The organism is Tritonibacter horizontis, from assembly GCF_001518015.1.
In the GTDB taxonomy this organism is placed as follows: Bacteria; Pseudomonadota; Alphaproteobacteria; order Rhodobacterales; family Rhodobacteraceae; genus Epibacterium; species Epibacterium horizontis.
Genome location: NZ_LPUY01000085.1, coordinates 1 through 23,229, shown reverse-complemented (window position 1 = coordinate 23,229; position 23,229 = coordinate 1). Strand labels below are relative to the sequence as shown.

The following is a 23,229-nucleotide window of genomic DNA, read 5'->3' as shown; positions in this document are numbered from 1 at the left end:
GACCCGCCGATTCAACCTCGGCTCTCGTCCTTCAACAGCAGGACCAGGGCCACGATGCTGAGGGCGACCCCTCCCAGGATCAACCCGCTCGGCCAGGCCCGCCCAAGGGCGATCTCCCAGACAATGACCCATGTCGGCACAAGATAAGTATACGCCATGACCTTGGCCGCGGGCAGCCGCATCGCGGCGTATTGCAAGAGCACGAAAGTAAAGGCCGAGGCGCAGAACGACAGGTAGAGCAACCCGATCCAGACAATCGGCTTGAGCCCCGCCCAATCCGTCGCGCGCAAATCGCGCCAGCCGAACAGGATCAGCACCAGAGCGCCGGCCACCAGCATGCCAAAGGTAAACACCAGCGCCGGCTCGCCCCGGTTCAGGCGACGCACCAGCGGCGGGTAAATCGCATGGGCGATACAGCCGACAAAATAAATCATCTCGCCGCGCCCGATTTCAAACGCAAGCAGCGCAGAAACATCCGCCCGCAAGATCACCCAAAGCGCCCCGACGCCACCGATGGCCAGCGCCAGCGCCATGCGCGGGGTGGTGACCTGCCGCAGGATCAGCCAGCCAAAGACACCGCTCATCACCGGCGTCAGGGTAAAGACCGCCGCCGCACTGACCGGCGCGGCCGTTTTCAACCCGTAAAACATCAAGACGAAATAGAGCGAGAAGACACTGCCGATCAGCAGGTAGCGCCAGGGCGCCGCGAAATCAGCCCGCTTCAGCCCCGGGCCGATCGCCGCAGCGGCACCGATCAGGACCCCCGCCAGCACAAACCGCGCCGCATTCAAGGCCGCAGGCGCGATTTCATTCGCCACCATGACCCCCAGCGAGAACGACCCGGCCACCAATGCCGAGAACGTCAACATCGCCAAATGGCCCTTGCGGTCGTCGCTCAGACCGCGGCGCTGAGACATCTGTCCGCTGTCGACGCTCATTACTGCGGCCAATCCTTTGCGTGTTCTTTCAAGAACCGCACGAAGCTTTGTACCTTGTTGGTCCGGTGCAGATCCACATGGGTCACCAACCAGATCTTGCCGGTCCATTCTTCGCGCGGATCCATCATCATCACCAGATCGGGACAGCTCGCAGCCTCCCACAGGGAAATGAAGCCGATGCCAGCGCCCGCACGGATCGCCCGATGGCCTGCGCCGGCATCCGAACAGCGAAAGACGATATTCGCGGCCGGAACCGCAGCGCGCAGCCAACGCTCAAACGGGGCGCGGGTGTTTTCATTGTCGGTGCCGACAAAGCGGTGGTTCACCATGTCTTCCTGCCCCTTCAGCATGCCGTGTTTGGCGACGTAGCTGCTGGACGCATAAAGCGCGAGCCGCTGACCGACGAAGGGCTGCACCACATTGTCAGGCTGTTCCGGCGCGGCGCCGGCCCGCAGCGCCACATGCGCCTCGCCATATTCAAGCCGAAACAACCGGTCCCCCGTCAGATAGCGGATCACCAGTTCCGGGTGCATCTGCTGGAACTCTGTCAAAGCTGGGGCAAGCATCGGCGCCATCGACGACAGGGAGGTGACGACCAGATCGCCTGAGACCTCATCCCCCTGCCCCTTCAGCCGTCCCACCAGCTGGTTGAGCTGGTCATCGGTGGCCTGCGCCACCCGCAACAGATCCAACCCCGCTTCTGTCGCGGTGTACCCCCGGGCGTGGCGCTGAAACAGCTTTACCCCCAGACGGGTTTCAATCGCGTCGATATGGCGGATCACGGTGGCATGGTGCACCCCCAGAACATCTGCCGCGCCGCTCACCGTGCCCAGCCGCGCAACCTGATAGGCTGTGCGCACTTCGTCCCAATTGTCCAAACTGATCCTCGCGCCGCTTCAAAGTGCACCAGTGCACACTCGATGTTTAATATCACGAATTGCGTTCACAGATGCAAATACTCATTTTCAATCACACAAGATCACATATCCTCAAAAGGACCAAGCCAATGGCACAAACCGTATTGCACATCGACAGCTCCGCGCGGCTTAGCGGTTCCACGTCTCGGGACCTGACCGCCCAGGTGGTCGAACGTCTCGGCGCCAAACAGGTTATCCGCCGCGACCTCGCGACTCCGCTGCCAATGCTGGACGAAGCCTGGATCGGCGCCAATTTCACCCCCGCCGACCAGCGCACGGACGACCAAAAGGCCACCCTGGCGCTGTCGGACACCCTGGTGGCCGAGCTTCAGGCCGCCGACACCATCGTGCTGGGCGCGCCGATCTACAACTTTACCGTCCCCACAAACCTGAAGGCCTGGATCGACCTTGTCGCCCGCGCCGGTGTCACATTCCGCTACACAGAGGCCGGCCCCGAAGGTCTGCTGACGGGCAAACGGGTGGTTCTGGTCATTGCCTCCGGCGGCACCGAAGCTGGTTCCGACATTGATTTCGCCTGCCGCTATCTGCGTCACATGCTGGGGTTCATCGGGCTGACCGAGGTAGAGCTTGTCGCCGCCGACCAGCAGATGGTGGATGCCGAAGGCTCTGCCAAAAAGGCACAGGACGCGATTGCCGCCCTGGCCGCCTGAGGCGCACGGTTGCAAAACCCGCGCCACGGATGACAACACAAGGCTGACAATACAAAGACCAAAGGGCGCCCACATCGGGCGCCCGATTGCCATCGTCCGGCAGGGCCCAAGCCCACAACGTCAGATGAATTGCGGCACCACCGACACCCGGTCGAAAAAGCGCATCACCTCGGCGCGTGGCATCGCAACGGTGCGATCGTTGACCAGCGGATGCATGCAGATCACATCGGCCACCTGCGCTTCGGCGTCCATGACAAATCGCACGCCCTTCGGCCCCCCGGTGATCATCGCCAAGGGGCTGACCGCGCCCGGTCGAATGCCAAGGAATTCCATCAGGCGGTCGGCGGAGCCAAAAGACAGCCCCCCGCAGCCCAGCTCTGCCGCGAGCGCCTTGAGGTCGATCTCTCGATCCTGATTAAGCGACACCAGATAGTTGCGTTTTTTGCGATCCCGCAAAAAGAGGTTTTTCAGACGCAGGACCCGCTGGCCCTCTATGCGCAGATCCGCCTCCACCGTTTTGGACTCTTCGACGGTGCGCAGGGGCACATGGGTATGCAGCGTGTAGGATAGCCCCCAGGCCTGCAACTGCGTCAAAAGCGCATCCGATGTGACTGGAAGGCTATCCTGATAAAGAGAAGAGGCGTCCATGCGGATCCTTGCGTGCGCGGGTTTGGAAACCTCGTGTTTCTGGCAGAAGCCGCCCGCTGGATGCAAGGCCCGCCGACGCGCCTGGTGGAAAAATCACCGCTCAGGCGACGGCGGCCACCTCGGGACTGAAGCAGCCAAGCCAGGCGGCATCGACTTCGGCAATGGCCGCCGGAGAGAACCGCTCCCGGTGCTCCCAGTAACGCCCCGAGGGGACAAAATACCCCAATTCCTGTTCGCGCAAACGCACCGCCTGTGCCGCCTGTGGCGCAATCCGCGTCGGGCGGATCTGATCCAGATCGCCAGGATTTGCGCGCTGATAGGGCAAAACACTGCGGTGCGGGCTGAGATTCACGGTGGCGCAGCCCTGCAGACCAGCGAAAACCTCCAGCCGCCGGGCCTTGGCCTCCAGATTGGCCAGGGTCACGTCATCGCGCAAGGGATCTGCCGTGCCGGTGCCATAAAAATGCGTCTTGCCGTTTTGTGGGTAAACCATGTCACAGCCGAAGTAACACAGATGAGTCGGCTGCAAGGCGGCAAGCGCCCAGTAGCCTGCGGTGAAGGCCATCGTGCCGCCCGCATAGACAAACCCGCCATAGATGTTCTGTGCCGGAACGTAATCCTCGGCGGTGACCACCGTCTGCCCCGACTCCAGCAGCACCGGCCGACGGTCCTGCGGAAAATCCTCGGGATGTATCATATGTGACCAGTCCGGCCGGATGCGCCAAGCATTGTTGATCGCAACAATATAGTCAAAAGCCCCGCGATCCCAGTCGGCCGCGGCAACCGCATAAGGGGCGCTGCCCAGAATAAGCACTTTTACCATTGAATTTATTAAACTCCCTGATCCGGTCTCTTTTGACCAAAACGGGTGGCAGGTCGTCAACTTGGCCCGCGTTGAATTCGGGTCATATTTTCGTTTTCGGTGGTGATCCGCCAAAAACTGCGGCCAGCGGTGGAAATCTGCCGATTGCTTGCGCAGGACCAAACGGAGGCTTGGCTTGACTCTCGGCTTTAGCGCCGCTAATCCCCTGCCAACTCCGGAAGCCACACTTGTCTTCCGGTCCTTGGCGTTTGCCGGGGATCGACCTCCACCAGCGCGTTGCGCCCGTGGGGGCAATACTGTTTGGATCGCCCCCATCTTGCATCGGCAGGCCAGGTGGTGATTGTGCATCGTTTCACCGCCCCTTACATCTGGGGCAGAGGTTTAAACCGGCAAAGGAGGCCGCAAGGGCATGTTTGAAAATCTATCCGAACGCCTGTCTGGAGTCTTTGACCGGCTGACCAAACAGGGCGCCTTGTCCGAAGAGGACGTCAAGACCGCCCTGCGCGAAGTGCGCGTCGCGCTGCTGGAGGCGGACGTCTCGCTGCCGGTCGCACGTGATTTCGTCAAGAAGGTGCAGGACCAGGCCACCGGTCAGGCGGTCACCAAATCGGTGACCCCCGGCCAGCAGGTCGTCAAGATCGTGCATGACGCGCTGGTCGCGACCCTGCGCGGCGAGGACGATCCCGGCGCGCTGAAGATCGACAACCCGCCCGCGCCGATCCTGATGGTCGGTCTGCAGGGCTCGGGCAAGACCACCACCACCGGCAAGCTCGCCAAGCGACTGAAGGAAAAGGAGGGCAAGAAAGTCCTCCTCGCCTCGCTCGACGTTTACCGACCGGCGGCGATGGACCAGCTGGCGGTGCTGGGCGCACAGGTCGGGGTCGACACCCTGCCGATCGTGCCCGGTCAGAAACCGGTCGATATTGCCCGCCGTGCGAAACAGCAGGCCGCGCTGGGTGGCTATGACGTCTACATGCTGGACACCGCCGGTCGGTTGCAGATCGACGAAGTCCTCATGAAAGAGGTCGAGGACGTCCGCGACGTCGTCAACCCGCGCGAAACGCTGCTGGTGGTTGACGGCCTGACAGGTCAGGTCGCCGTCGAGGTGGCCGAGGAGTTCGACAACAAGATCGGCATCAGTGGCGTCGTGCTGACCCGGATGGACGGCGACGGGCGCGGCGGTGCAGCCCTGTCGATGCGCGCCGTGACCGGCAAGCCGATCCGCTTTGTCGGCCTCGGCGAGAAGATGGACGCCATCGAGACCTTTGAACCGGACCGGATCGCGGGCCGGATCCTCGGCATGGGCGATATCGTCGCCCTCGTCGAAAAGGCACAGGACACCATCGAGGCCGAACAGGCCGAGCGCATGATGAAGCGCATGATGAAGGGTCAGTTCAACATGAACGACCTGCGCATGCAGCTGGAACAGATGCAGCAGATGGGCGGCATGCAGGGTATGATGCAGATGATGCCGGGCATGGGAAAAATGGCCAAGCAGGTCGAGGAATCCGGCTTTGACGACAAGACCGTGGTGCGTCAGATCGCCATGATCCAGTCGATGACCAAAAAGGAACGCGCCAACCCCGCGCTGCTGCAGGCCAGCCGCAAGAAACGCATCGCCAACGGCTCCGGCATGGAAGTCTCCGATTTGAACAAGCTTCTGAAAATGCACCGGCAAATGGCGGACATGATGAAGAAGATGGGCAAGATGGGCAAAGGCAAGATGCTGAAACAGGCCATGAAGGGCATGTTCGGCAAGGGGGGCGGCATGCCGGATATGGCAGGCGGGCTGCCCGGCGGCATGGACCCCAGCCAGATGGACCCCAAGGCGCTGGAAGCTGCGGCCAAGGCGATGGGCGGCAAAGGCGGTTTGCCCGGCGGATTTGGTGGCCTCGGTGGCGGCATGGGTCTGCCCGGCGGCCTGTCCGGTTTTGGCAAGAAGAAATAGGCGGAGCGGTGATCAATCTTTCGATCATAGCAGTTCCGCACATTGTGCTGTGCGTCGCCTGTCGTGGCGTTGTTTGTGATGTACGAGGTGTGTCTTGACGTCTGCTCCGACCATCGAAACCGACCGTCTGATCCTGCGCCCCCACAAGCAGTCCGATCTGGAAGCCTTGTGGCGGTTCTACCAGAGCGACCGGTCGAAATTCATGGATGCACCCGACTCCCGGTCGCAATTGTGGACCGGCCTCCTGGCCGAGGTCGGCTCCTGGGAGATTTTCGACTGGGGCGGGCTTGCGATTGAAACCAAGGACGGCCAACTTGCCGGTCAGGTCTGGATCAGCCAGCCGCCGCATTTCCCCGAACTGGAACTCGGCTGGATCGTCTTTGCCGAATTCGAAGGCGCCAGTTACGCCTTCGAGGCCGCCTCGGCGATGCGCGACTATGCTTTCGAGATCCTCAACGTGGACACGCTTGTCAGCTACATTGACCAGAACAACCGGCGCTCCATCGCCCTGGCCGAGCGGATGGGCGCACGTCTGGACCCGGATGCCGAAAGCTATGATCCGATGGATCTGGTCTATCGCCACGCCCCGGATTCCGCCGGGCCCGGACTGGAGGCCTACGCATGAGCACCGCCCCCGCGATCCCGGTTATCGAAACCAAACGTCTCAGCCTGCGCGGCCCGGAACCGCAAGACTACCCGAATTTCAAGGCGACCTTCACGTCCTACCGGGCGCGGTTCATGGGCGGACCGCTGAACCCGTATGAATCCTGGATGCTCTATGCGGCAGAGGTCGGCCATTGGCAGATCCGCGGCTTTGGCATGTGGATGATCCACGACCGGGTGACCGAGGAAACCTATGGCATGGCCGGCGGCTGGCAGCCTGCGGGTTGGCCACAGCGCGAAATCGCCTGGATCATCTGGCCCGACAAGGCCGGCAGAGGATACGCCCTGGAAGCGACCCACGCGGCGCGGCGCTATTTCTATACCCAGGCCGGTTGGGACGGGGCGGTCAGCTACATCGACCCGAAGAACCTCGATTCGATCCGGCTGGCAGAGCGTCTTGGCGCCAAAAAAGACCCCGCCGCACCGACCATCGACGGCAACGATGCGGTCTATCGTCACCCCAGCCCGGCGCAACTGGCCAACAGCCAACTCGCGCATGGCATCGAGATGGAAATCGGCCACTATGCCGACCCTCTCTTCAAACCGAAAGGATGGGCCCTTGACTGAAACCACAGCCGATCCGGTGACCCGCGCGGCGTCGCTGCTGAAAGGGCATCGCGACAGTATCGACCGTCTGGATGCAATCCTCGTCTACACCCTGGGCGAGCGGTTCAAACACACCCAGGCCGTCGGGCTGTTAAAGGCGACACACGACCTTCCCCCGTCCGATCCCACGCGCGAAGCGGCGCAGATCGAACGTCTCGAAGACCTGGCGAAAGAGGCCGATCTCGACCCCGAATTCGCCAAGGCGTTTTTGAACTTCATCATTGATGAGGTCATCCGCCACCACCGAAAACACCAAGAATAGGCGGGTTATTCCTGACATCAGGACACCCCGTTCAACGCCATCAAAGGAGAATGACACCATGGCAATGAAAATCCGTTTGGCCCGCGGCGGCTCCAAGAAACGTCCCTTCTACCGCATCGTGGCTGCTGACAGCCGCATGCCGCGCGATGGCCGTTTCATCGAGAAACTGGGCACCTACAACCCGTTGCTGCCGAAAGACAGCGAAGAGCGCGTGAAAATGGACATGGAAAAAATCCAGGCCTGGCTCGACAAGGGCGCCCAGCCGACCGAGCGTGTTGCACGTATGCTCGAAGCAGCCGGCGTTCGTGAAAAGCCCGCGCGCAACAACCCCAACAAAGGCACCCCGGGCAAGAAAGCCCAGGATCGCGCCGAAGAAAAGGCCGCCAAGGCAGCTGAAGCCGCCGAAGCAACCGCAGACGCGGAATAAGCCGGTGACCGGGCTTGGCGAGGATCAGACCGGGTGTTTCCCCGCAGCGTTCCGCGCCGAGCTTGATCTGTTGATGCGACTGCGCCGGGATGTCCGGCGCTTTCGCACCGATCCGGTGGACGAGGCAGTGCTGACGCGCTGCCTCGCTGCCGTTTCATTGGCCCCCTCAGTGGGCCTGAGCGAACCCTGGCGCATCCTGCGCGTCGAAAGCGAGACCGCCCGCGCGGCGGCTCTGAAGAATTTTGAAACCGCCAATGCTGCTGCTCTGGCGGATTACTCCGATGACCGGGCCGCCACCTATGCACGGCTGAAATTGTCGGGCATGCGCGAAGCGCCGGTTCAAATCGCCTTTTACTGTGACGAGCAAACCGACAAGGGGCACGGGCTTGGTGCCCGCACCATGCCGGAAATGCGCCGCTATTCGGTGGTCACGGCGATCACACTGTTCTGGCTGTCCCTGCGGGCCGAAGGGCTGGGGCTGGGCTGGGTTTCGGTGCTCGACCCCGACCAGATGTCGCGCGATCTGGCCGTCCCCGAAAGCTGGAAGCTGATCGGCTATTTCTGTATCGGTCACCCGGAACATCTGTCAGACACGCCGGAACTGGAACAGGAAGGGTGGGAACAGCGGTTTGCCACGCTTCCAATCGAAACACGCTGACGGTCGGCACGTATGATACGATTGCTGATCTTTACCCTGGTCGCCTTTGGCGCGGGGGTCCTGTATGAACGCAGCGGCGCCCGCGACCGCTGCCACCTCGCGGGCGGCGACTGGGTCAGAGTAGAAACGGGGACCGGCATGATCTGCCGGATGTGACATGGACGAACTCATCTGCGTCGGCGCGATCGCCGGATCTTACGGTGTCAGGGGCGAAATTCGGCTCAAGAGCTTTTGCGCCGTTCCCGAAGAAATCGAGGACTACGCGCCGCTCCTCAGCGAAGATGGTCAGACCCGCTACGCGCTGACCCTGACCCGCCCGGTCAAAAACGGCTTTGCCGCGCGCCTGGCCGGCGTCGAGACCAAGGAAGAGGCAGACGCGTTGAAAGGCGTGCAGCTTTATGCGCCGCGCGACCGTTTGCCCTCCCTGCCGAATGACGAATATTACCACGCCGACCTGATGGGGCTTGAGGTCTATGACACCGGCGGCACCTTGCTGGGAACGGTCAAATCGGTGCAGAATCACGGGGCGGCTGACCTCTTGGAGCTGCAAGGCCCGGCGCTGAAAGGGACGGTACTCTTGCCCTTCACGCTTGCAGCGGTGCCAACCGTGGATCTGGACCAGGGCCGCATCATCGCTGATCCCCCGGAGGGGCTGTTCTAGCCCGCGCCGCGCCTGCGCCCAACCTATGCCAGACTGTCCCGGATCGCCTCGAACATCGTGGCGATCTGCGTGATCCGGCGCTGCTGCGACGGCGAACGCGCGTCGCGGGCGGCTGGCATCCCGAGCCAATCGTTAAAAAGCTGCTGGCACAACAGCGCCCGCACAACGGGATCAGTCTCGATGGCGGCGCCATAGCCTGCCTCCAGCGCCTGCCAGTCGACCTTGGGCAAACCGGCCAGCCCCGCCGGACCCGGCGCCTCCGCGTCGGGATCGCCGCCAAAGGAATAGGCCAGCCGCGTCATGAAACGCGTGAGGTCAAAGGCCACCGGACCCACTTCCCGTGGCAGCGGATCAATGGCGCAGAGCGCCGCCCCACCAAAGATGAAATTGCGCGCATGGGCATCACCGTGGCGCAAACCCTGTCGGCACGGGGCTCCGTCGGCGTCACCGATCACCCGGTGAAGCAACGCGCAAAGTCCTAGAAATCGCTTTGGAAACACCACCTCCCGGCCGCCGTCACGCACCTCACGCGCCCGTCTTCGGACCCGGCGCAACAGCGCCGCGCCGGTAAAGCCCGGCAAATGCGCGCCCGTCTGTCCCGCCCGGTCGTGCAACTGGCGCAGCCAGCCCGCACAGGCCTGGATCACCGCGTCCCGCCGATCCAGCCCGACATCCGCCGCCGCAAGCCGTGCATGGGCCGTGGGACCGGCCACATGCTCCAGCACCAGCAACCGCTGTTCCGGTCGCGCCAGAACCATCGGCGCCATCTGGCAGCGTCCTCCCGGCTCGAATGCGCTGGCAAGTTGTGTGTAGCAATCAACCATGGCTTCAAACCGGACTGCCTCCACGCCGGGTTCATGTTTCACGATCAAGGGCTTGGTGCCGGTCTGCTCCAGCAAATACACGTGACGTTCTGCGTCCGGCGCCTGCACGGATTTGATCTCGCGCCATTGCACAGCTGCGTTGGTCCAGCCGAGATCTCGCACCAGATCTGCACGGTTCAGACGGGACACAGGGACAGGCGGGGGTTTCGTCATCTCAGCTCCGCAGGTTGGATAGCCCTGCATAGCAACTGTGAAAACCCTATTGCAAACGCGCGTGAACGGCGGCATGCACAGCGCCATGACCCAGCCTTCGAAATCCCACGGTCGCCTTTCCATTGGTGCCACCCTGAAACCGCGCGCGTTGATGACCGACACACCGGACCTTGCAGGCGTGTGGAAGGCCAAGATCCTGACGCTCTTTCCCGGCGCCTTTCCCGGCGTCCTGGGGGAAAGCCTGACCGGAAAGGCGCTGCAACAGGGGTTGTGGCAGCTGGAAACCATCGACCTGCGGCCCTTTGGCATCGGCAAGCACAAGAATGTCGATGATACCCCCGCCGGAGGCGGTGCGGGCATGGTGCTGCGCGCCGATGTGCTGGGCGAGGCGATCGAGCAGGCCATGGCGGGCACCCGCGGCAACTGGCCGCTGATCTATCTTTCGCCGCGCGGGCGTCGGATGGATCAGACCATGATGCAGAATTTCGCCCGCTGCGATGGCATGACCCTGCTCTGTGGCCGCTTTGAAGGCGTCGATGAGCGGGTGCTGGAGCATTACGGCATCCAGGAGGTCTCCTTGGGCGATTTTGTCATGACCGGTGGCGAGCTGGCCGCGCAGGCCCTGATCGACGCCACCGTGCGCCTGATCCCCGGCGTGCTGGGCAATCAGGCCTCGACCGAAGAAGAGAGCTTTTCCTCCGGCCTGCTGGAGCACCCGCAGTATACCCGCCCCGCCGACTGGAAGGGCCGTCCCATTCCCGACGTCCTGATGTCGGGCCATCACGGCAAGATCGCCGAATGGCGGCGCCAGATGAGCGAAGACATCACCAAGGCCCGACGCCCCGACCTTTGGGACGCCTACCAGAACCGTCACCGCGACGGCGACTGACCGCTGCGTCGGCGACGCTTTTGCGTGGCGGTGGCCAGACGCAACAGCTGCTGAAACTTGTCACAGTCCAGATGTGTCGGCGCCGGACATTCGGCCACATGGCGCAGCATCTGTGCCAGGGCGTCCAGCTGGCGGGCCTGGGCCTGCATCCTCTCCGCCCGGCGCAAAAGATCATTGCGGGGCATGTCCGGCCGTCCCGTCGGCCCGAACATCGCGGCGACCTCATCCAGCGAAAATCCTGCCATCTTGCCCATCGCAACCAGCGACAGCTGTTGCAGGACCTGCGGCCCGTATTGGCGCCGCAGCCCATGCCGCGCAACCGGTTGGATCAGGCCTTTTTCCTCGTAATACCGAAGCGTTGACGGCGTAACCCCGGCCGCCTGCGCGACCTCAGCGATATCGAGCAATTTCATTCTTGACCTCAAGTGAGCTTGAATTCGTAGCCTGCGCGCTCATCCCTCACATGACAAGGAAATCCGCATGTCCGCCCCCACATCCCCCCTGCTGTCCGACCGCTTCGCCGTGGCCCTGCTGATGACCGCAACACTGACAACCATGGCAAATGCGGCCATCAGCCCCGCCCTGCCAGGGTTGGAGGCCCGTTTTGCGGCTCATCCCAATGCGGCACTGCTGACCCGGATGCTGGTGCCCGCCCCTTCGCTGGCGGTGGTGCTGTTTGCCGGCTGCGCTGGGATGCTGGCCGACCGCGCCGACAAACGCTCTATGCTGTTGTGGGGCGTGGTTCTGTTCGCGGTGGCGGGCTCTGCCGGGCTGGTCTTGTCCAGCCTTCCGGCGATCCTGATCAGCCGCCTGGCGCTTGGCATTGCCGTGGCGTTGATTATCACGAGCCAAACCGCATTGATTGCCGACTATTTTGAGGGCCCGAAGCGCAGCCGCCTGCTGGGGTTACAGATTTCGGCGCGCAATATCGGGGGGTTTGTATCGATCACCCTGGCCGGGTTTCTGGCGCTGATCTCACCCATCCACGTCTTTGCCATTCACGCGGTTGCGCTCCTGATGCTGCCCTATCTGTGGTCCGCACTCCACGATCCGCACCGGCGCGCGGCCGATCCTGTGCCTTCTGCACTGGGGGACGCATCCAAATCAGGGCTGGGCGCCGGCCTTTGGGCGATGGCAGCTTTGCAATTTCTGACCACACTTTTCTTTTTCACGATGCCAACCCAATTGCCCTTCTTTATCGCCACGTTCGACGTTACCAATACCGCGCTGATCGGCAGCGTGATGGGGGGCCTGACCCTCGCCGGGGCGCTGGTCGCGACCCGTTACGGCAGACTAAAGACCCGTTTCGGCCACACCGGGCTTTTTGCGCTTGGCTTTGGGCTGATGGCCATGGGCATGCTGACCCTGTCGCGGGCCAGCGGCCTTGGCGGGATCTTCGCGGGGGCGATCCTTGTCGGCCTCGGCTTTGCAACCGTTTCGCCCAATTTCAATGACATCGCCTTGAAATCAGCCCCCACCGCCCGGCGCGGCCGCGCCGCTGGCATCATGACAACCTCTGTCTTTCTGGGGCAAATCATGTCACCACTGGCAACCTTGCCAGTGATCCGCAGCCTGAACTACCTGGGGTTGTTCCTCGCCATCGCGACGCTCCTGTCAGTCGCCGCGTTGATCGCCCTGACGCGGCGGCTCGTGGAGATCTACGTACCCGATCGGGTCTGACGGCATGCGACAACGGCCCCACGGCCTTCAAATGGTCTTGCCAAGACGGCGACGTTCAACTAATTACCGCGCGTCCGGGGCTCTGTCTGAGTCGTCTGGACCTGTTTGGTTTTGCCTTGGCCTGCCTTCTTCGGTCGTCCTGCACCCCCAAACGGCGCCGACAAGCAACGAGACCGCATCTCTGGCGGGCGCAGATAGGTTTCCACCTTGATGCGAACCCGATGAAGACCAAGAGCGCTGTGCCTCAAATGAACTTCGTGGACAAAACCACGAGCAGAAAAAGGAGAAGATCAGATGGATCTGATCGCACAACTCGAGGCGGAGCAAGTCGCCGCTCTCGGGAAAAACATCCCCGACTTCAAGGCTGGCGACACCATTCGCGTCGGCTACAAAGTGACCGAAGGCACCCGCACCCGTGTGCAGGCCTATGAGGGCGTCTGCATCAGCCGCAAGAACGGCAGCGGCATCGCCGGGTCCTTCACGGTCCGCAAGATTTCCTTTGGTGAAGGCGTCGAACGTGTGTTCCCGCTGTTCTCGACCAACATCGAATCCATCGAAGTTGTGCGTCGTGGCCGTGTTCGCCGCGCCAAGCTGTACTATCTGCGTTCGCGTCGCGGCAAATCCGCCCGTATCGCAGAAGACGCGCACTACAAAGCCAAAGCGTAAGGAGTGGTATCATGAAAAAAGACACCCATCCCGACTACCACTTCATCAACGTGAAGATGACCGACGGCACGATCCTGCAGATGCGCTCCACCTGGGGCAAAGAAGGCGACCAGCTTTCGCTGGACATCGACCCCACCGTGCACCCCGCATGGACCGGCGGTTCGTCCCGCCTCATGGACTCCGGTGGCCGCGTGTCCAAGTTCAAAAAGAAATACGAAGGTCTTGGCTTCTAAGCCAATCCTCCACGGATTTATCCAATTGGAGCGCCGCCCTCTCTGGGGCGGCGTTTCTGTTTCTGGCCGGGGCCTGGTGTCCCGGCCCCGGACTGCGGCCTCACCATAGGACACCGCCGCATGCGATCCCCGCCGCCAGAGGCGGGCCGCGTCACAAGCGCGCGAAATCCAGGCGCCATGAGGCCACCCCCTGCCCGCACCGATCTATTGAACCGCAATGTCGGAAAACAGGCTCTAAGACTGGGCCATATGCGCTTTTCATTGATTCGCCTGATCTCTATAGTCACCGCGAAGATAAAGGCGCCTCGCAGAACGGCGCGGTTTCAAAGGGACTTTTGGATGGCGCATATCATTGTCGTCGGCAACGAAAAGGGCGGTGCGGGGAAATCCACCGTCTCCATGCATGTGGCCACAACGCTGGGACGGATGGGTTACAAGGTGGCCGGGCTTGATCTCGACCTGCGGCAACGGTCGCTGGGGCGCTATCTGGAGAACCGTCTTGCGTTCATTGCCGCCGCCGACCTGACCTTGCCGATGGTTGCGCTCTACGAGCTGCCAGACATCGACCCGGACACCCTGCAACCGGGCGAAAACATCTATGATCTGCGCCTGTCCGCCGCGATCTCGGAGCTGGAACCCGAGTACGACTTCATCCTGATCGACTGCCCCGGCTCCCACACGCGGCTCAGCCAGGTGGCCCATTCGCTCGCTGACACGTTGATCACCCCGCTCAACGACAGTTTCGTCGACTTCGACCTGCTGGCGCATACCGACGACAAAGGCGAAAAGATCAAAGGACCTTCGGTCTATTCCGAAATGGTCTGGAATGCGCGCCAGCTGCGCGCGCAGGCCGGATTGCCGCCGATCGACTGGATCGTGATCCGCAACCGCGTCGGCACCCAGCGCATGGTCAACAAGGAAAAGATGGAGCGCGCGATCAAGATGCTGTCAAAACGCATCGGGTTCCGTGTCGCACCGGGCTTTTCCGAGCGGGTCGTCTTTCGCGAGCTGTTTCCGCGGGGCCTGACCTTGCTGGACCTCAAGGACGTGGGCGTCAAACAGCTCAATATCTCCAACATCGCGGCGCGCCAGGAATTGCGCGACATGATGAAGGCCCTGAACCTGCCCGGGGTCGAAATCGACATCTGACCTTTGTGCCGACCGACTGCCGACCGAGGACGAGGACACAGACGGCGGGCCGGGAACCACGCCATTTGTCCTGGCCGCATCCCGTCCTGTCGAGGCTCTGGCTCAATGGCTCAAAACCGTCCGGTGATCCCGGCGCTGGCGCGGGCTGGCCCTGTGCTCAGGCAGGCCCTGTCTCTGCCGGGCAGATCGTGAACAGCTCCACCGGCGCAGCCGCCCCACGCAGCATGTATCGGCCGACCGAAATCAGGTTGTCACGTTCCGCCCCAGCTGCCCGACGGACATCTTCGGACAGGATGATCGAGCGCTCCACCGTCCGATGCATATCGGCAATGCGGGCGGTCAGGTTGACGGCGGGGCCAATGACGGTGAAGTCCAGACGATGCGGCGCGCCGATATTGCCATAGAGGATCTCGCCCGCGTGCAGCGCCATCGTGTATCCCGCCAGCGGCAGGTCCCGCGCCGCACGATCTGCATTCACCGCTTCCATCCGCGGCCCCAGCTCCGCCACCGCCCGCAAGGCCGCCTGCACGTCCTCTTCGAGCGTGCCAAGGTTGAACATCGCCATCACCCCGTCGCCCATGAATTTCAGGATATTCCCGCCATGGGCGTGGATCACATCCACGACGTGACCAAAATAATCGTTCAACAGCTCCACCAAGGCCGTCCCCGGCAGTTGTTCCGACAGCGCCATGAAATCCCGCAGATCGAACAGGCAGATCACCGCATCAATCAACTGCGATGACCCGCGCGTGATCTCGCCCGACAGCACCCGGCTCCCCGCGTCGCGGCCCAGATAGACCTGTAGCAGCGACCGGCCCATTTCGCGGTTGCTGTCCACCGCGAGCACGATCGCCAGCGTTTCAAAGCAGCCACGGATCAGGTTGCGGTGCTGTTCTGCCTCCTTTGGGTCGCCATCCAGCGTCCAGGAGGCAAGCACCCCTTCTGCTACAATGGTCGAGGCCGGATCATACTCCTGCCGGGTTTTTTGGCCGACCGGCTGCCAATGGGCCAAATAGCTGGTGCCGCCCATCGCCCGGAGTTCGGCAAAAATTGGAAAGCGGTGCTCCTCGGTGTCCGTCAACTCCGCACAGAGCTCTTCTTCACCGCTTTCGAGCAGGGCGTAGAATGGGCTGAGTTACCAATTGTCGCGCGGTTCTTCCGGTCGGCGAAAATATTCTGAATTCATGCCATCGGCCCGGGTCCAGGTGAACCCGATACCGCCAAATTCCGGATGCAAGGCACGCTGGCCCAATTGCATCCGGAGCAAGGGCACCCCCAGGCGCACCAGCTCTTCGCAGAAGGCGCGCAGCATGTCTTCGCGCGCGACGGCCTTCAGGCCCTGCTGTATCAACCAGTCCTTGAGGGTGGCGATGGTGGTGGCATCGGTCATGGTGCTGGCCTTTTTGTCGGGTTCACTCAGGTTTAGCCGGAGCCTCCTGGCTTGCCAACTGCCGCAACATGCGACGCAACAGCGCCACTTCCGACGGCGCGAACTGGCGCGTCAGACCGGCGTCATAGCTTTTGGCCCGTTGGCGCAGATCCTCATAGACCGCGCGCCCCGCCGTCGTCAGCTCAAGATGCTCTGACCGGCGGTCCGCCTGGTCCCGGCTGCGCAGGACCCATCGCCGTTCAGCCATCTTGGCCACCGCGCGGCTGATCTTGGTTTTGTGAATCTTCGCCCGCAGCGAAATATCGCGCGCCGTCATCCGACCGTACATGCCCAGGTGGAACAGCACCCGCCATTCGGTCCGCAACATCCCATAGCGCCCCTTGTAGAGCTTTTGAAACTCCAGCGACGACTCCTCGGCGGCCCGGTTCAACAAAAAGGGCAGGAAATCCTGCACCACAAAATCATCGTTCTCGCCCATCTGCGCGCATCGCCTCCCTTGTTAGTTACAAAATCAACTATTACCGAGAGGGAAATGCAAGAGGAGGTTGACCGCGATGACCCGTCACGCACTACCGGACCAGATGATCCAGGCCCCGTCGAACCAGGGCACCACCGAAGGCTACATGCCCGGATTTGGCAATGACTTCGAAACCGAAGCCCTGCCCGGCGCGTTGCCGCAAGGGATGAACAGCCCTCAGAAATGCAACTACGGCCTTTATGGAGAGCAGCTCTCTGGCACCGCCTTTACCGCGGATCGCCCGGAGCGGACCTGGTGCTACCGCATCCGTCCCAGCGTCAAACACTCGCATCGCTATGAGAAAATTGATCTGCCCCTGTGGAAAACCGCGCCGCATATGCCGCAGGATGTGACCTCGCTGGGGCAGTACCGCTGGGATCCGGTGCCACATTCGGAAACCGGGCTGACCTGGCTGACCGGCATGCGCACAATGACGACGGCCGGGGATGTGAACACCCAGGTGGGCATGGCAAGCCATATCTATCTGGTTACCGAATCGATGAAGGACGCCTATTTCTACTCCGCCGATTCCGAACTGCTGGTGGTGCCCCAGGAAGGGCGGCTGCGCTTTGCCACCGAGCTGGGTCTGATCGACGTGGCCCCCCAGGAAATCGCCATCCTGCCCCGCGGCCTGGTCTACCGGGTCGAGGTTCTGGAAGGCCCGGCGCGTGGATTTGTCTGCGAGAACTACGGCCAGAAATTCGACCTGCCCGGCCGGGGGCCGATTGGCGCCAACTGTCTCGCCAATCCGCGCGATTTCAAGGCGCCGGTGGCAGCCTTTGAGGATCACGAGGTCCCCTCGACCCTTACCGTGAAATGGTGTGGTCAGTTCCACGAGACAAAGATTGGCCAGAGCCCGCTGGATGTGGTCGCCTGGCACGGCAACTATGCGCCCTACAAATATGACCTGCGGACCTATTGTCCGGTGGGCGCGATCCTGTTTGATCACCCGGACCCGTCGATTTTTACCGTGCTCACCGCGCCCTCGGGACAGCCAGGAACCGCCAATATCGACTTTGTCCTGTTCCGGGACCGATGGATGGTGGCGGAAAACACGTTCCGCCCGCCCTGGTATCACAAAAACATCATGTCTGAGCTGATGGGCAATATCTACGGCCAGTATGATGCAAAGCCGCAGGGCTTTGTGCCGGGGGGCATCAGTCTTCACAATATGATGTTGCCACATGGGCCGGACCGGCAGGCGTTTGAGGGGGCATCAAATGCCAACCTCGGGCCAGACAAGCTGGAAAACACCATGTCCTTTATGTTTGAGACCCGTTTTCCACAGCATCTGACAGAGTTTGCCGCCAAAGACGCGCCACTGCAGGATGATTACATCGACTGCTGGAGCACTCTCGAAAAGAAATTCGACGGCACCCCCGGACAGAAGTGAAGGGGCTCTGCCCCCTCTGCGGCCCTTGCGGGGCCGCCTTCACCCCCGAGATATTTTTGAAAAGATGAAGCAGGGCCGAATGAGCCCGCAGCGCCAAAAGGAAGCCTTATGCCTTTGACAAAATCCTGGGTCACATCGGCCAATGCGGCCGATCACCCGTTCCCTTTGAACAACCTGCCCTATGGGGTGTTCTCGACCGCAGGTACGGATCCGCGATGCGGTGTCGCCATCGGGGACATGATCCTGGATCTGCAGGCCGCCGAAGCCACGGGGGTGATCGATCTCGGCGGCGCGCCCATGTTCGAGATGCCCTTTTGGAACGAAGTCATGGAGGAAGGGCCTGCGGTGTGGTCGGCGCTGCGCAACCGTCTGGTCGCGCTGCTGCAAGAGGACGCACCGGAGCAGACGGTGGTTGAGCCTTGCCTGGTGCACATGACGGATGCTGAATTGCATATGCCCGTCATGGTGTCTGAATACACCGATTTCTATGCCGGGCGTCACCATGCCACCAATGTCGGCACCATGTTCAGGGGTGCGGAAAATGCCTTGCCGCCGAACTGGCTGCATATTCCTATCGGCTACAATGGGCGGGCCTCCTCCGTCGTGGTGTCCGGCACCGATGTGCGCCGCCCCTGGGGCCAGCTCAAGGGGCCAAATGACGACGCGCCCCGTTGGGCGCCCTGTGCTCGTTTTGACATCGAGTTGGAGATCGGGGCGCTTGTCGGCGTGCCATCGGACGGGCCCATCACCGTGCAGGAAGCAGACGACAACATATTTGGCTATGTGCTGCTGAACGACTGGTCCGCGCGCGACATCCAGGCCTGGGAATACCAGCCGCTTGGCCCTTTCCAGGCAAAGGCCACCGCCACGACGATCAGCCCCTGGATCGTGACGAAAGCGGCGCTGGAGCCGTTCCGCTGCGACACGCCCGCGCGTGAGGTCGACCTCCTCGATCATCTGAAGGACTGCGGGCCGATGCTCTATGACATCGACCTATCGGTGACCCTGTGCCCAGAGGGTGGGGAAGAGGCCACAATCGCGCGGACCAACTACCGGGAGATGTATTACTCGGCCGCCCAGCAACTGGCGCATCACACCACCTCGGGCTGTCCGATGAACGCCGGCGACCTGCTGGGGTCCGGCACCATTTCCGGCCCGAACAGGGACGAACGCGGCTCGCTTCTGGAATTGAGCTGGGGCGGCAAGGAGCCTTTGACGCTGCCCAGCGGCGAGACCCGCAGCTTTATCGAGGATGGTGACCGGTTGACGCTGAAGGGCGCAGCCCGGGGCGATGGCTATACCATTGGTTTCGGCGACTGCACTGGCACGGTGATTGCTGCGCTTGACGACCCTTATGCGCGCTGAGGCGCGTCATCCACTCTCAGATTTCCCCGCGCAGGCAGCGCCCCCGCTCCTTCTGCGCACTGAAAAAAGGACAGAACATATGGCCAAGGCATTCGCATCCCAAGGCGACATGAGCGAAAAGAACATTTCCTTCACCGAGGTTGGAGAGGGGCTCTATGCCTTTACCGCCGAAGGCGATCCCAACTCCGGCGTCATCATCGGCGACGACTCCGTGATGATCGTTGAGGCCCAGGCCACGCCACGGCTGGCCAACAAGGTCATTGAATGCGTCCGCTCGGTGACCGACAAACCGATCTCTCATCTCGTGCTGACACACTATCATGCGGTGCGGGTGCTTGGGGCGTCCGCCTTTGGGGCGGAGAACATCATTATGTCCGACACCGCCAGATCCATGGTCGTCGAGCGGGGGCAGGAAGACTGGGACAGCGAGTTTCAGCGGTTCCCGCGCCTGTTCGAGGGGCATGAAAGCATCCCCGGCCTGACCTGGCCGACCACCACATTTTCCGACGCCATGACAGTTTACCTTGGCAATCGTCGCGTGGATATCAGACACCTAGGGCGTGCCCATACCGCCGGTGATGCGGTAATCCATGTGCCGGATCAGAACGTCATGTTCACCGGCGACATCGTCGAATACCACTCGGCCTGCTACTGCGGCGATGGGCATTTCGCCGACTGGGGGCAGACGCTCGACAGGATCAAGGCCTATGACGTGGACGCCATTGCCCCCGGCCGCGGCGACGCGCTTCTGGGCAAGGAGATGGTCAATGCCGCCATTGAAAACACCCGTGATTTCGTCGCAAGCACCTACCGCCCCGCAGCCAGGGTCGCCGCACGCGGCGGATCGCTGAAAGAGGCCTGGGACGCGGTCCGCGAGGCCTGCGATCCAAAGTTCAAGGATTACGCGATCTACGAACATTGCCTGCCGTTCAACGTCGCGCGCGCCTATGACGAGGCCCGCGGCATCGACACGCCCCGCATCTGGACCGCCCAGCGCGATCTCGACATGTGGGACGCGCTGCAAGCCTGATTTGCACCGGCCCAACGTCGGGTCCGGTCCGGCCAAGCTTTATGCTGCATCGCCCGCGGCCATCCGGTTCCCGCCCCAGGGGACCGGCCCCTGTCTGACCACCGGAAGGGAAGAGACCGGATGACCAAAAATTTCGAAGCGCCGCTTTACCCCTACGAGCGCCATGCGGATCAGGATGCGATCCGGCCCAGGCGCCACAAGGTCCTCGTGGTTGGCGCCGGGCCTGTCGGTCTTGCCGCCGCCATCGACCTTGCGCAGTCCGGCATCCCCGTGGTGGTCCTGGACGACAATGACAAGGTCAGCTCCGGCTCCCGCGCCATCTGCTTTGCCAAACGCACGCTGGAAATCGCCGACCGGCTGGGAGTTGGCCATCTGATGGCGACCAAAGGCGTCGAATGGAACCTCGGCAAAGTCTTTTTCAGAGATCGCAAAGTCTATGACTTCAACCTGCTTCCGGAAGACGGACATCAGTTCCCTGCCTTTGTGAACCTGCAACAATATTATGTCGAAAGCGATCTCGTGAACCGGGTCCGCTCCTTGCAAGCCGCTGGCGCGCCCATCGAAATTCGGGGCCGGAACCGGGTCACCGGGGTTGCGCAACACAGGGATCACGTCACGCTGACGATAGACACGCCAGACGGGGCATATTCGCTGGAAACAGAGTGGCTTGTTGCCTGTGACGGCGCCGGGTCGCCGATACGGTCACAGCTGGGGCTGGATTTCGTCGGGCGTGTATTTGAGGACAATTTTCTGATTGCCGACGTCACCATGGAGGCGGATTTCCCAACCGAGCGCTGGTTCTGGTTCGACCCGCCTTTCAATCAGGGTCAATCGGCTCTCTTGCACAAGCAACCCGACGGCGTCTGGCGCATCGACCTGCAACTAGGCTGGGACATCGACAAAGCCGAAGAGAAGAAACCCGAAAACGTCATCCCCCGCCTCCGGGCGATGCTGGGGGAGGAGGTTCCGTTCGCACTCGAGTGGGTCTCGATCTATACCTTTCAGTGCCGCCGGATGGCGCGGTTTCGCCACGACCGGGTGATCTTTGCCGGGGACAGCGCCCATCAGGTTTCGCCCTTCGGGGCGCGTGGGGCGAACTCCGGCTTCCAGGACACCGACAACCTGATCTGGAAGCTGAAACTGGTGCTGGACGGCATCGCGGATGACAGTCTTCTGGACAGCTACGACACCGAACGGATCGCCGCAGCGGAAGAGAATATTCTGAACTCTTCCCGCTCAACAGATTTCATTACACCGAAATCGGAGATCTCGCGGGTGTTTCGCAATGCGGTGCTGGATCTTTCAGAGCATCACGCCTTTGCCCGTCCGATGGTAAACTCCGGTCGTTTGTCCCTGCCTTCAGTCTATGATGGCTCCGCATTGAACAGTCCGGATCACCTGCCCACCGGCCCGGCCCGCACGCGCCCCGGTGCGCCGTGCCCGGATGCGCCGCTGGGCGACGGGTTCCTGTTGCAGCGCCTCGGCGGCGGCTTCACCCTGCTTGCGATCAATTGCGACGCCCCGGCACATCTTGAAGAGGCCGGCGTCACGATCTCCGGTCTGCCGCTTGTGACGGCGGATGACCCCAGCGGCGCCTTCGCGGCGCGCTACCTGGGAGCGGCCACCGCAGCAACCTATCTGATCCGGCCAGATCAACACGTCGCCGCGCGCTGGCACCGTTTTGACGAGGCCGGAACCCGCGCCGCCCTGCGCCGCGCCATCGGCAAGGAGTGACGCCGGATGCCCCATCATGACCTGATCCTCACCCCGAACCTCGCCACGCCTGACGACAGTTACGCCGCCCTGCTGGCCGCGCATGAGGGGCTCAGCAAAGAGCAGAGCGATGCGCTCAACGCGCGACTGATCCTGATCCTTGCCAATCAGATTGGCGATCCGGAGATCCTCAAACAGGCCTTGGTCTGCGCCAGAACCGGGGTCGAGGATGTCTGACGTGGTCCTTTACGACTACTGGCGCTCCTCTGCCAGTTACCGGCTTCGGATCGCCCTCAATCTGGCGTCGATCCGCTATGACATCAGGCCCGTCGATCTGATCGCAGGCGAGCAGCGCACGGCCGCGCATCTGGCGCGCAATCCACAAGGCCTGGTGCCGGTCCTCGATATCGACGGCGCCCGGTTCACCCAGTCCCTTGCTTGTCTGAGCTACCTGGACCGGACGCGAAACCTTGGCCTGCTGCCAGCGGATCCAATTGAGCGCACCCATGTGGAGGCTCTAGCCCAGAGCATCGCTGTGGATCTGCACCCGGTCTGCAATCTCTCTGTCGCCCGGTTTGGCGTTGCTCAGAGCGGGGGCACCCTGCAGATGGGCGATTGGATGCGACAGTTCATCACCCCCGGCCTGACGGCCTTCTCGGCCTTGCTGGAGCACTGGCCAGAGGCGGATTTTTGCGTCGGGGACAGCCCCGGGCTTGCTGACATCTGCCTTTTGCCCCAGCTCTACAATGCGCGACGCTGGGAGATAGACCTGACCCCATTTGCGCGATTGCTGAAGGTTGAGGCCGCTTGTGCCAAACACCCGGCGTTTGCCGCCGCCCACCCCGATCGCCATCAGCCTTCGGTCTAGCAGGCATGGGATGACCGCGAGAGGTTTCGCTTCGGGCTTTGCCCGAAGCGACCGGCGCCGCGCGCGCCCCTGCGGGG

The 23,229-nt window shown here is 62.3% G+C and carries 29 protein-coding genes; 20 read left to right on the top strand and 9 right to left on the bottom strand.

Going from position 1 to position 23,229, the window contains the following annotated elements; genetic code table 11:
- Positions 1 to 11 precede the first annotated feature (11 nt).
- Both TRIHO_RS16425 and TRIHO_RS16420 read right to left on the bottom strand, forming a co-directional pair.
- The gene (locus TRIHO_RS16425; RefSeq protein ID WP_082705173.1) at positions 12 to 938 is read right to left on the bottom strand and encodes a DMT family transporter; all 927 of its coding nucleotides are present in this window, start codon (positions 936 to 938) and stop codon (positions 12 to 14) included.
- Entirely contained in the window at positions 938 to 1,816 is an 879-nt protein-coding gene (locus TRIHO_RS16420; RefSeq protein ID WP_068246073.1) for a LysR family transcriptional regulator, read from the bottom strand. The genes TRIHO_RS16425 and TRIHO_RS16420 overlap by 1 nt, the downstream gene beginning before the upstream one ends.
- Positions 1,817 to 1,944: 128 nt before the next feature.
- On the opposite strand from TRIHO_RS16420, the gene TRIHO_RS16415 reads away from it, so the two are divergent.
- Positions 1,945 to 2,526, top strand: a complete 582-nt coding sequence (locus TRIHO_RS16415) for an FMN-dependent NADH-azoreductase (RefSeq protein WP_068246070.1) — start codon at positions 1,945 to 1,947, stop codon at positions 2,524 to 2,526.
- Positions 2,527 to 2,646: 120 nt separating this feature from the next.
- On the opposite strand, the gene TRIHO_RS16410 is transcribed toward TRIHO_RS16415, so the two are convergent.
- Both TRIHO_RS16410 and TRIHO_RS16405 read right to left on the bottom strand, forming a co-directional pair.
- Positions 2,647 to 3,174 (bottom strand): prolyl-tRNA synthetase associated domain-containing protein, encoded by a 528-nt coding sequence (locus TRIHO_RS16410; RefSeq protein WP_068246067.1) that lies wholly within the window; start codon positions 3,172 to 3,174, stop codon positions 2,647 to 2,649.
- Positions 3,175 to 3,274: 100 nt separating this feature from the next.
- The gene (locus TRIHO_RS16405; protein WP_068246064.1) at positions 3,275 to 3,997 is read right to left on the bottom strand and encodes a hypothetical protein; all 723 of its coding nucleotides are present in this window, start codon (positions 3,995 to 3,997) and stop codon (positions 3,275 to 3,277) included.
- Between the two features lie 409 nt (positions 3,998 to 4,406).
- Between TRIHO_RS16405 and ffh the strand changes: the two genes are divergently transcribed.
- The 8 genes from ffh to rimM all read left to right on the top strand — a co-directional run bounded on the left by ffh (position 4,407) and on the right by rimM (position 9,222).
- Positions 4,407 to 5,945, top strand: a complete 1,539-nt coding sequence (ffh, locus tag TRIHO_RS16400; RefSeq protein WP_068246061.1) for a signal recognition particle protein — start codon at positions 4,407 to 4,409, stop codon at positions 5,943 to 5,945.
- A gap of 94 nt (positions 5,946 to 6,039) precedes the next feature.
- Entirely contained in the window at positions 6,040 to 6,570 is a 531-nt protein-coding gene (locus TRIHO_RS16395) for a GNAT family N-acetyltransferase (protein ID WP_068246053.1), read from the top strand.
- On the top strand, positions 6,567 to 7,175 hold the full coding sequence (locus TRIHO_RS16390) for a GNAT family N-acetyltransferase (RefSeq protein ID WP_068246052.1): 609 nt from the start codon (positions 6,567 to 6,569) through the stop codon (positions 7,173 to 7,175). Before TRIHO_RS16395 ends, TRIHO_RS16390 begins: the two co-directional genes overlap by 4 nt.
- Positions 7,168 to 7,476, top strand: a complete 309-nt coding sequence (locus TRIHO_RS16385; protein WP_232367814.1) for a chorismate mutase — start codon at positions 7,168 to 7,170, stop codon at positions 7,474 to 7,476. The genes TRIHO_RS16390 and TRIHO_RS16385 overlap by 8 nt, the downstream gene beginning before the upstream one ends.
- A gap of 58 nt (positions 7,477 to 7,534) precedes the next feature.
- Positions 7,535 to 7,903, top strand: coding sequence for a 30S ribosomal protein S16 (rpsP, locus tag TRIHO_RS16380; protein ID WP_068246050.1), 369 nt, complete (start codon positions 7,535 to 7,537; stop codon positions 7,901 to 7,903).
- A gap of 4 nt (positions 7,904 to 7,907) precedes the next feature.
- The gene (bluB, locus tag TRIHO_RS16375; RefSeq protein ID WP_068246047.1) at positions 7,908 to 8,561 is read left to right on the top strand and encodes a 5,6-dimethylbenzimidazole synthase; all 654 of its coding nucleotides are present in this window, start codon (positions 7,908 to 7,910) and stop codon (positions 8,559 to 8,561) included.
- 12 nt (positions 8,562 to 8,573) lie between these two features.
- Positions 8,574 to 8,717 (top strand): hypothetical protein, encoded by a 144-nt coding sequence (locus TRIHO_RS23935; protein ID WP_165595922.1) that lies wholly within the window; start codon positions 8,574 to 8,576, stop codon positions 8,715 to 8,717.
- Between the two features lies 1 nt (position 8,718).
- Entirely contained in the window at positions 8,719 to 9,222 is a 504-nt protein-coding gene (rimM, locus tag TRIHO_RS16370) for a ribosome maturation factor RimM (protein ID WP_068246044.1), read from the top strand.
- Between the two features lie 23 nt (positions 9,223 to 9,245).
- Here the strand turns inward: rimM and TRIHO_RS16365 are convergent, their stop codons facing one another.
- The gene (locus TRIHO_RS16365; RefSeq protein ID WP_082705174.1) at positions 9,246 to 10,259 is read right to left on the bottom strand and encodes a phosphotransferase; all 1,014 of its coding nucleotides are present in this window, start codon (positions 10,257 to 10,259) and stop codon (positions 9,246 to 9,248) included.
- A gap of 85 nt (positions 10,260 to 10,344) precedes the next feature.
- On the opposite strand from TRIHO_RS16365, the gene trmD reads away from it, so the two are divergent.
- Entirely contained in the window at positions 10,345 to 11,148 is an 804-nt protein-coding gene (gene trmD, locus TRIHO_RS16360) for a tRNA (guanosine(37)-N1)-methyltransferase TrmD (protein WP_068246124.1), read from the top strand.
- Here the strand turns inward: trmD and TRIHO_RS16355 are convergent.
- Positions 11,130 to 11,561: a helix-turn-helix domain-containing protein gene (locus TRIHO_RS16355; protein WP_068246039.1), complete on the bottom strand. Its 432-nt coding sequence runs from the start codon at positions 11,559 to 11,561 to the stop codon at positions 11,130 to 11,132. The two genes, trmD and TRIHO_RS16355, sit on opposite strands and share 19 nt — an antisense overlap.
- A 67-nt stretch (positions 11,562 to 11,628) precedes the next feature.
- Here TRIHO_RS16355 and TRIHO_RS16350 point away from each other — a divergent pair, with 67 nt between their 5' ends.
- From TRIHO_RS16350 to TRIHO_RS16335, 4 genes are all read left to right on the top strand, one after another.
- A complete protein-coding gene (locus TRIHO_RS16350) occupies positions 11,629 to 12,828 on the top strand; it encodes an MFS transporter (RefSeq protein ID WP_068246036.1) in 1,200 nt (399 codons plus the stop codon).
- Between the two features lie 294 nt (positions 12,829 to 13,122).
- Positions 13,123 to 13,494: a 50S ribosomal protein L19 gene (rplS, locus tag TRIHO_RS16345; protein ID WP_068246033.1), complete on the top strand. Its 372-nt coding sequence runs from the start codon at positions 13,123 to 13,125 to the stop codon at positions 13,492 to 13,494.
- Between the two features lie 11 nt (positions 13,495 to 13,505).
- Entirely contained in the window at positions 13,506 to 13,727 is a 222-nt protein-coding gene (rpmE, locus tag TRIHO_RS16340) for a 50S ribosomal protein L31 (RefSeq protein ID WP_068246031.1), read from the top strand.
- A gap of 339 nt (positions 13,728 to 14,066) precedes the next feature.
- Positions 14,067 to 14,876, top strand: coding sequence for a division plane positioning ATPase MipZ (locus tag TRIHO_RS16335; RefSeq protein ID WP_068246029.1), 810 nt, complete (start codon positions 14,067 to 14,069; stop codon positions 14,874 to 14,876).
- A gap of 157 nt (positions 14,877 to 15,033) precedes the next feature.
- Here TRIHO_RS16335 and TRIHO_RS16330 read toward each other — a convergent pair whose 3' ends face one another.
- From TRIHO_RS16330 to TRIHO_RS16325, 3 genes are read right to left on the bottom strand one after another with little or no spacing between them, the layout of a single operon-like run.
- Entirely contained in the window at positions 15,034 to 15,957 is a 924-nt protein-coding gene (locus TRIHO_RS16330) for an adenylate/guanylate cyclase domain-containing protein (RefSeq protein WP_332307234.1), read from the bottom strand.
- Between the two features lie 54 nt (positions 15,958 to 16,011).
- Positions 16,012 to 16,266 (bottom strand): hypothetical protein, encoded by a 255-nt coding sequence (locus TRIHO_RS24375; protein ID WP_332307233.1) that lies wholly within the window; start codon positions 16,264 to 16,266, stop codon positions 16,012 to 16,014.
- A 22-nt stretch (positions 16,267 to 16,288) separates the two neighbouring features.
- Positions 16,289 to 16,744 (bottom strand): MarR family winged helix-turn-helix transcriptional regulator, encoded by a 456-nt coding sequence (locus TRIHO_RS16325; RefSeq protein WP_068246027.1) that lies wholly within the window; start codon positions 16,742 to 16,744, stop codon positions 16,289 to 16,291.
- A 76-nt stretch (positions 16,745 to 16,820) separates the two neighbouring features.
- On the opposite strand from TRIHO_RS16325, the gene hmgA reads away from it, so the two are divergent.
- From hmgA to maiA, 6 genes are all read left to right on the top strand, one after another.
- The gene (gene hmgA, locus TRIHO_RS16320) at positions 16,821 to 18,176 is read left to right on the top strand and encodes a homogentisate 1,2-dioxygenase (protein ID WP_068246024.1); all 1,356 of its coding nucleotides are present in this window, start codon (positions 16,821 to 16,823) and stop codon (positions 18,174 to 18,176) included.
- Positions 18,177 to 18,284: 108 nt separating this feature from the next.
- Positions 18,285 to 19,541, top strand: a complete 1,257-nt coding sequence (fahA, locus tag TRIHO_RS16315; RefSeq protein WP_068246021.1) for a fumarylacetoacetase — start codon at positions 18,285 to 18,287, stop codon at positions 19,539 to 19,541.
- Positions 19,542 to 19,620: 79 nt separating this feature from the next.
- Complete coding sequence (locus TRIHO_RS16310) at positions 19,621 to 20,571, top strand: MBL fold metallo-hydrolase (protein ID WP_068246018.1); 951 nt, start codon at positions 19,621 to 19,623, stop codon at positions 20,569 to 20,571.
- Between the two features lie 120 nt (positions 20,572 to 20,691).
- Positions 20,692 to 22,305 (top strand): FAD-dependent oxidoreductase, encoded by a 1,614-nt coding sequence (locus TRIHO_RS16305; protein ID WP_068246015.1) that lies wholly within the window; start codon positions 20,692 to 20,694, stop codon positions 22,303 to 22,305.
- A 6-nt stretch (positions 22,306 to 22,311) separates the two neighbouring features.
- The gene (locus TRIHO_RS16300; protein WP_068246012.1) at positions 22,312 to 22,521 is read left to right on the top strand and encodes a DUF2783 domain-containing protein; all 210 of its coding nucleotides are present in this window, start codon (positions 22,312 to 22,314) and stop codon (positions 22,519 to 22,521) included.
- Positions 22,514 to 23,152 carry a maleylacetoacetate isomerase gene (gene maiA, locus TRIHO_RS16295; protein WP_068246009.1) on the top strand — a complete coding sequence of 213 codons (639 nt, stop codon included), beginning with the start codon at positions 22,514 to 22,516 and terminating at the stop codon, positions 23,150 to 23,152. Before TRIHO_RS16300 ends, maiA begins: the two co-directional genes overlap by 8 nt.
- Positions 23,153 to 23,229 lie beyond the last annotated feature (77 nt).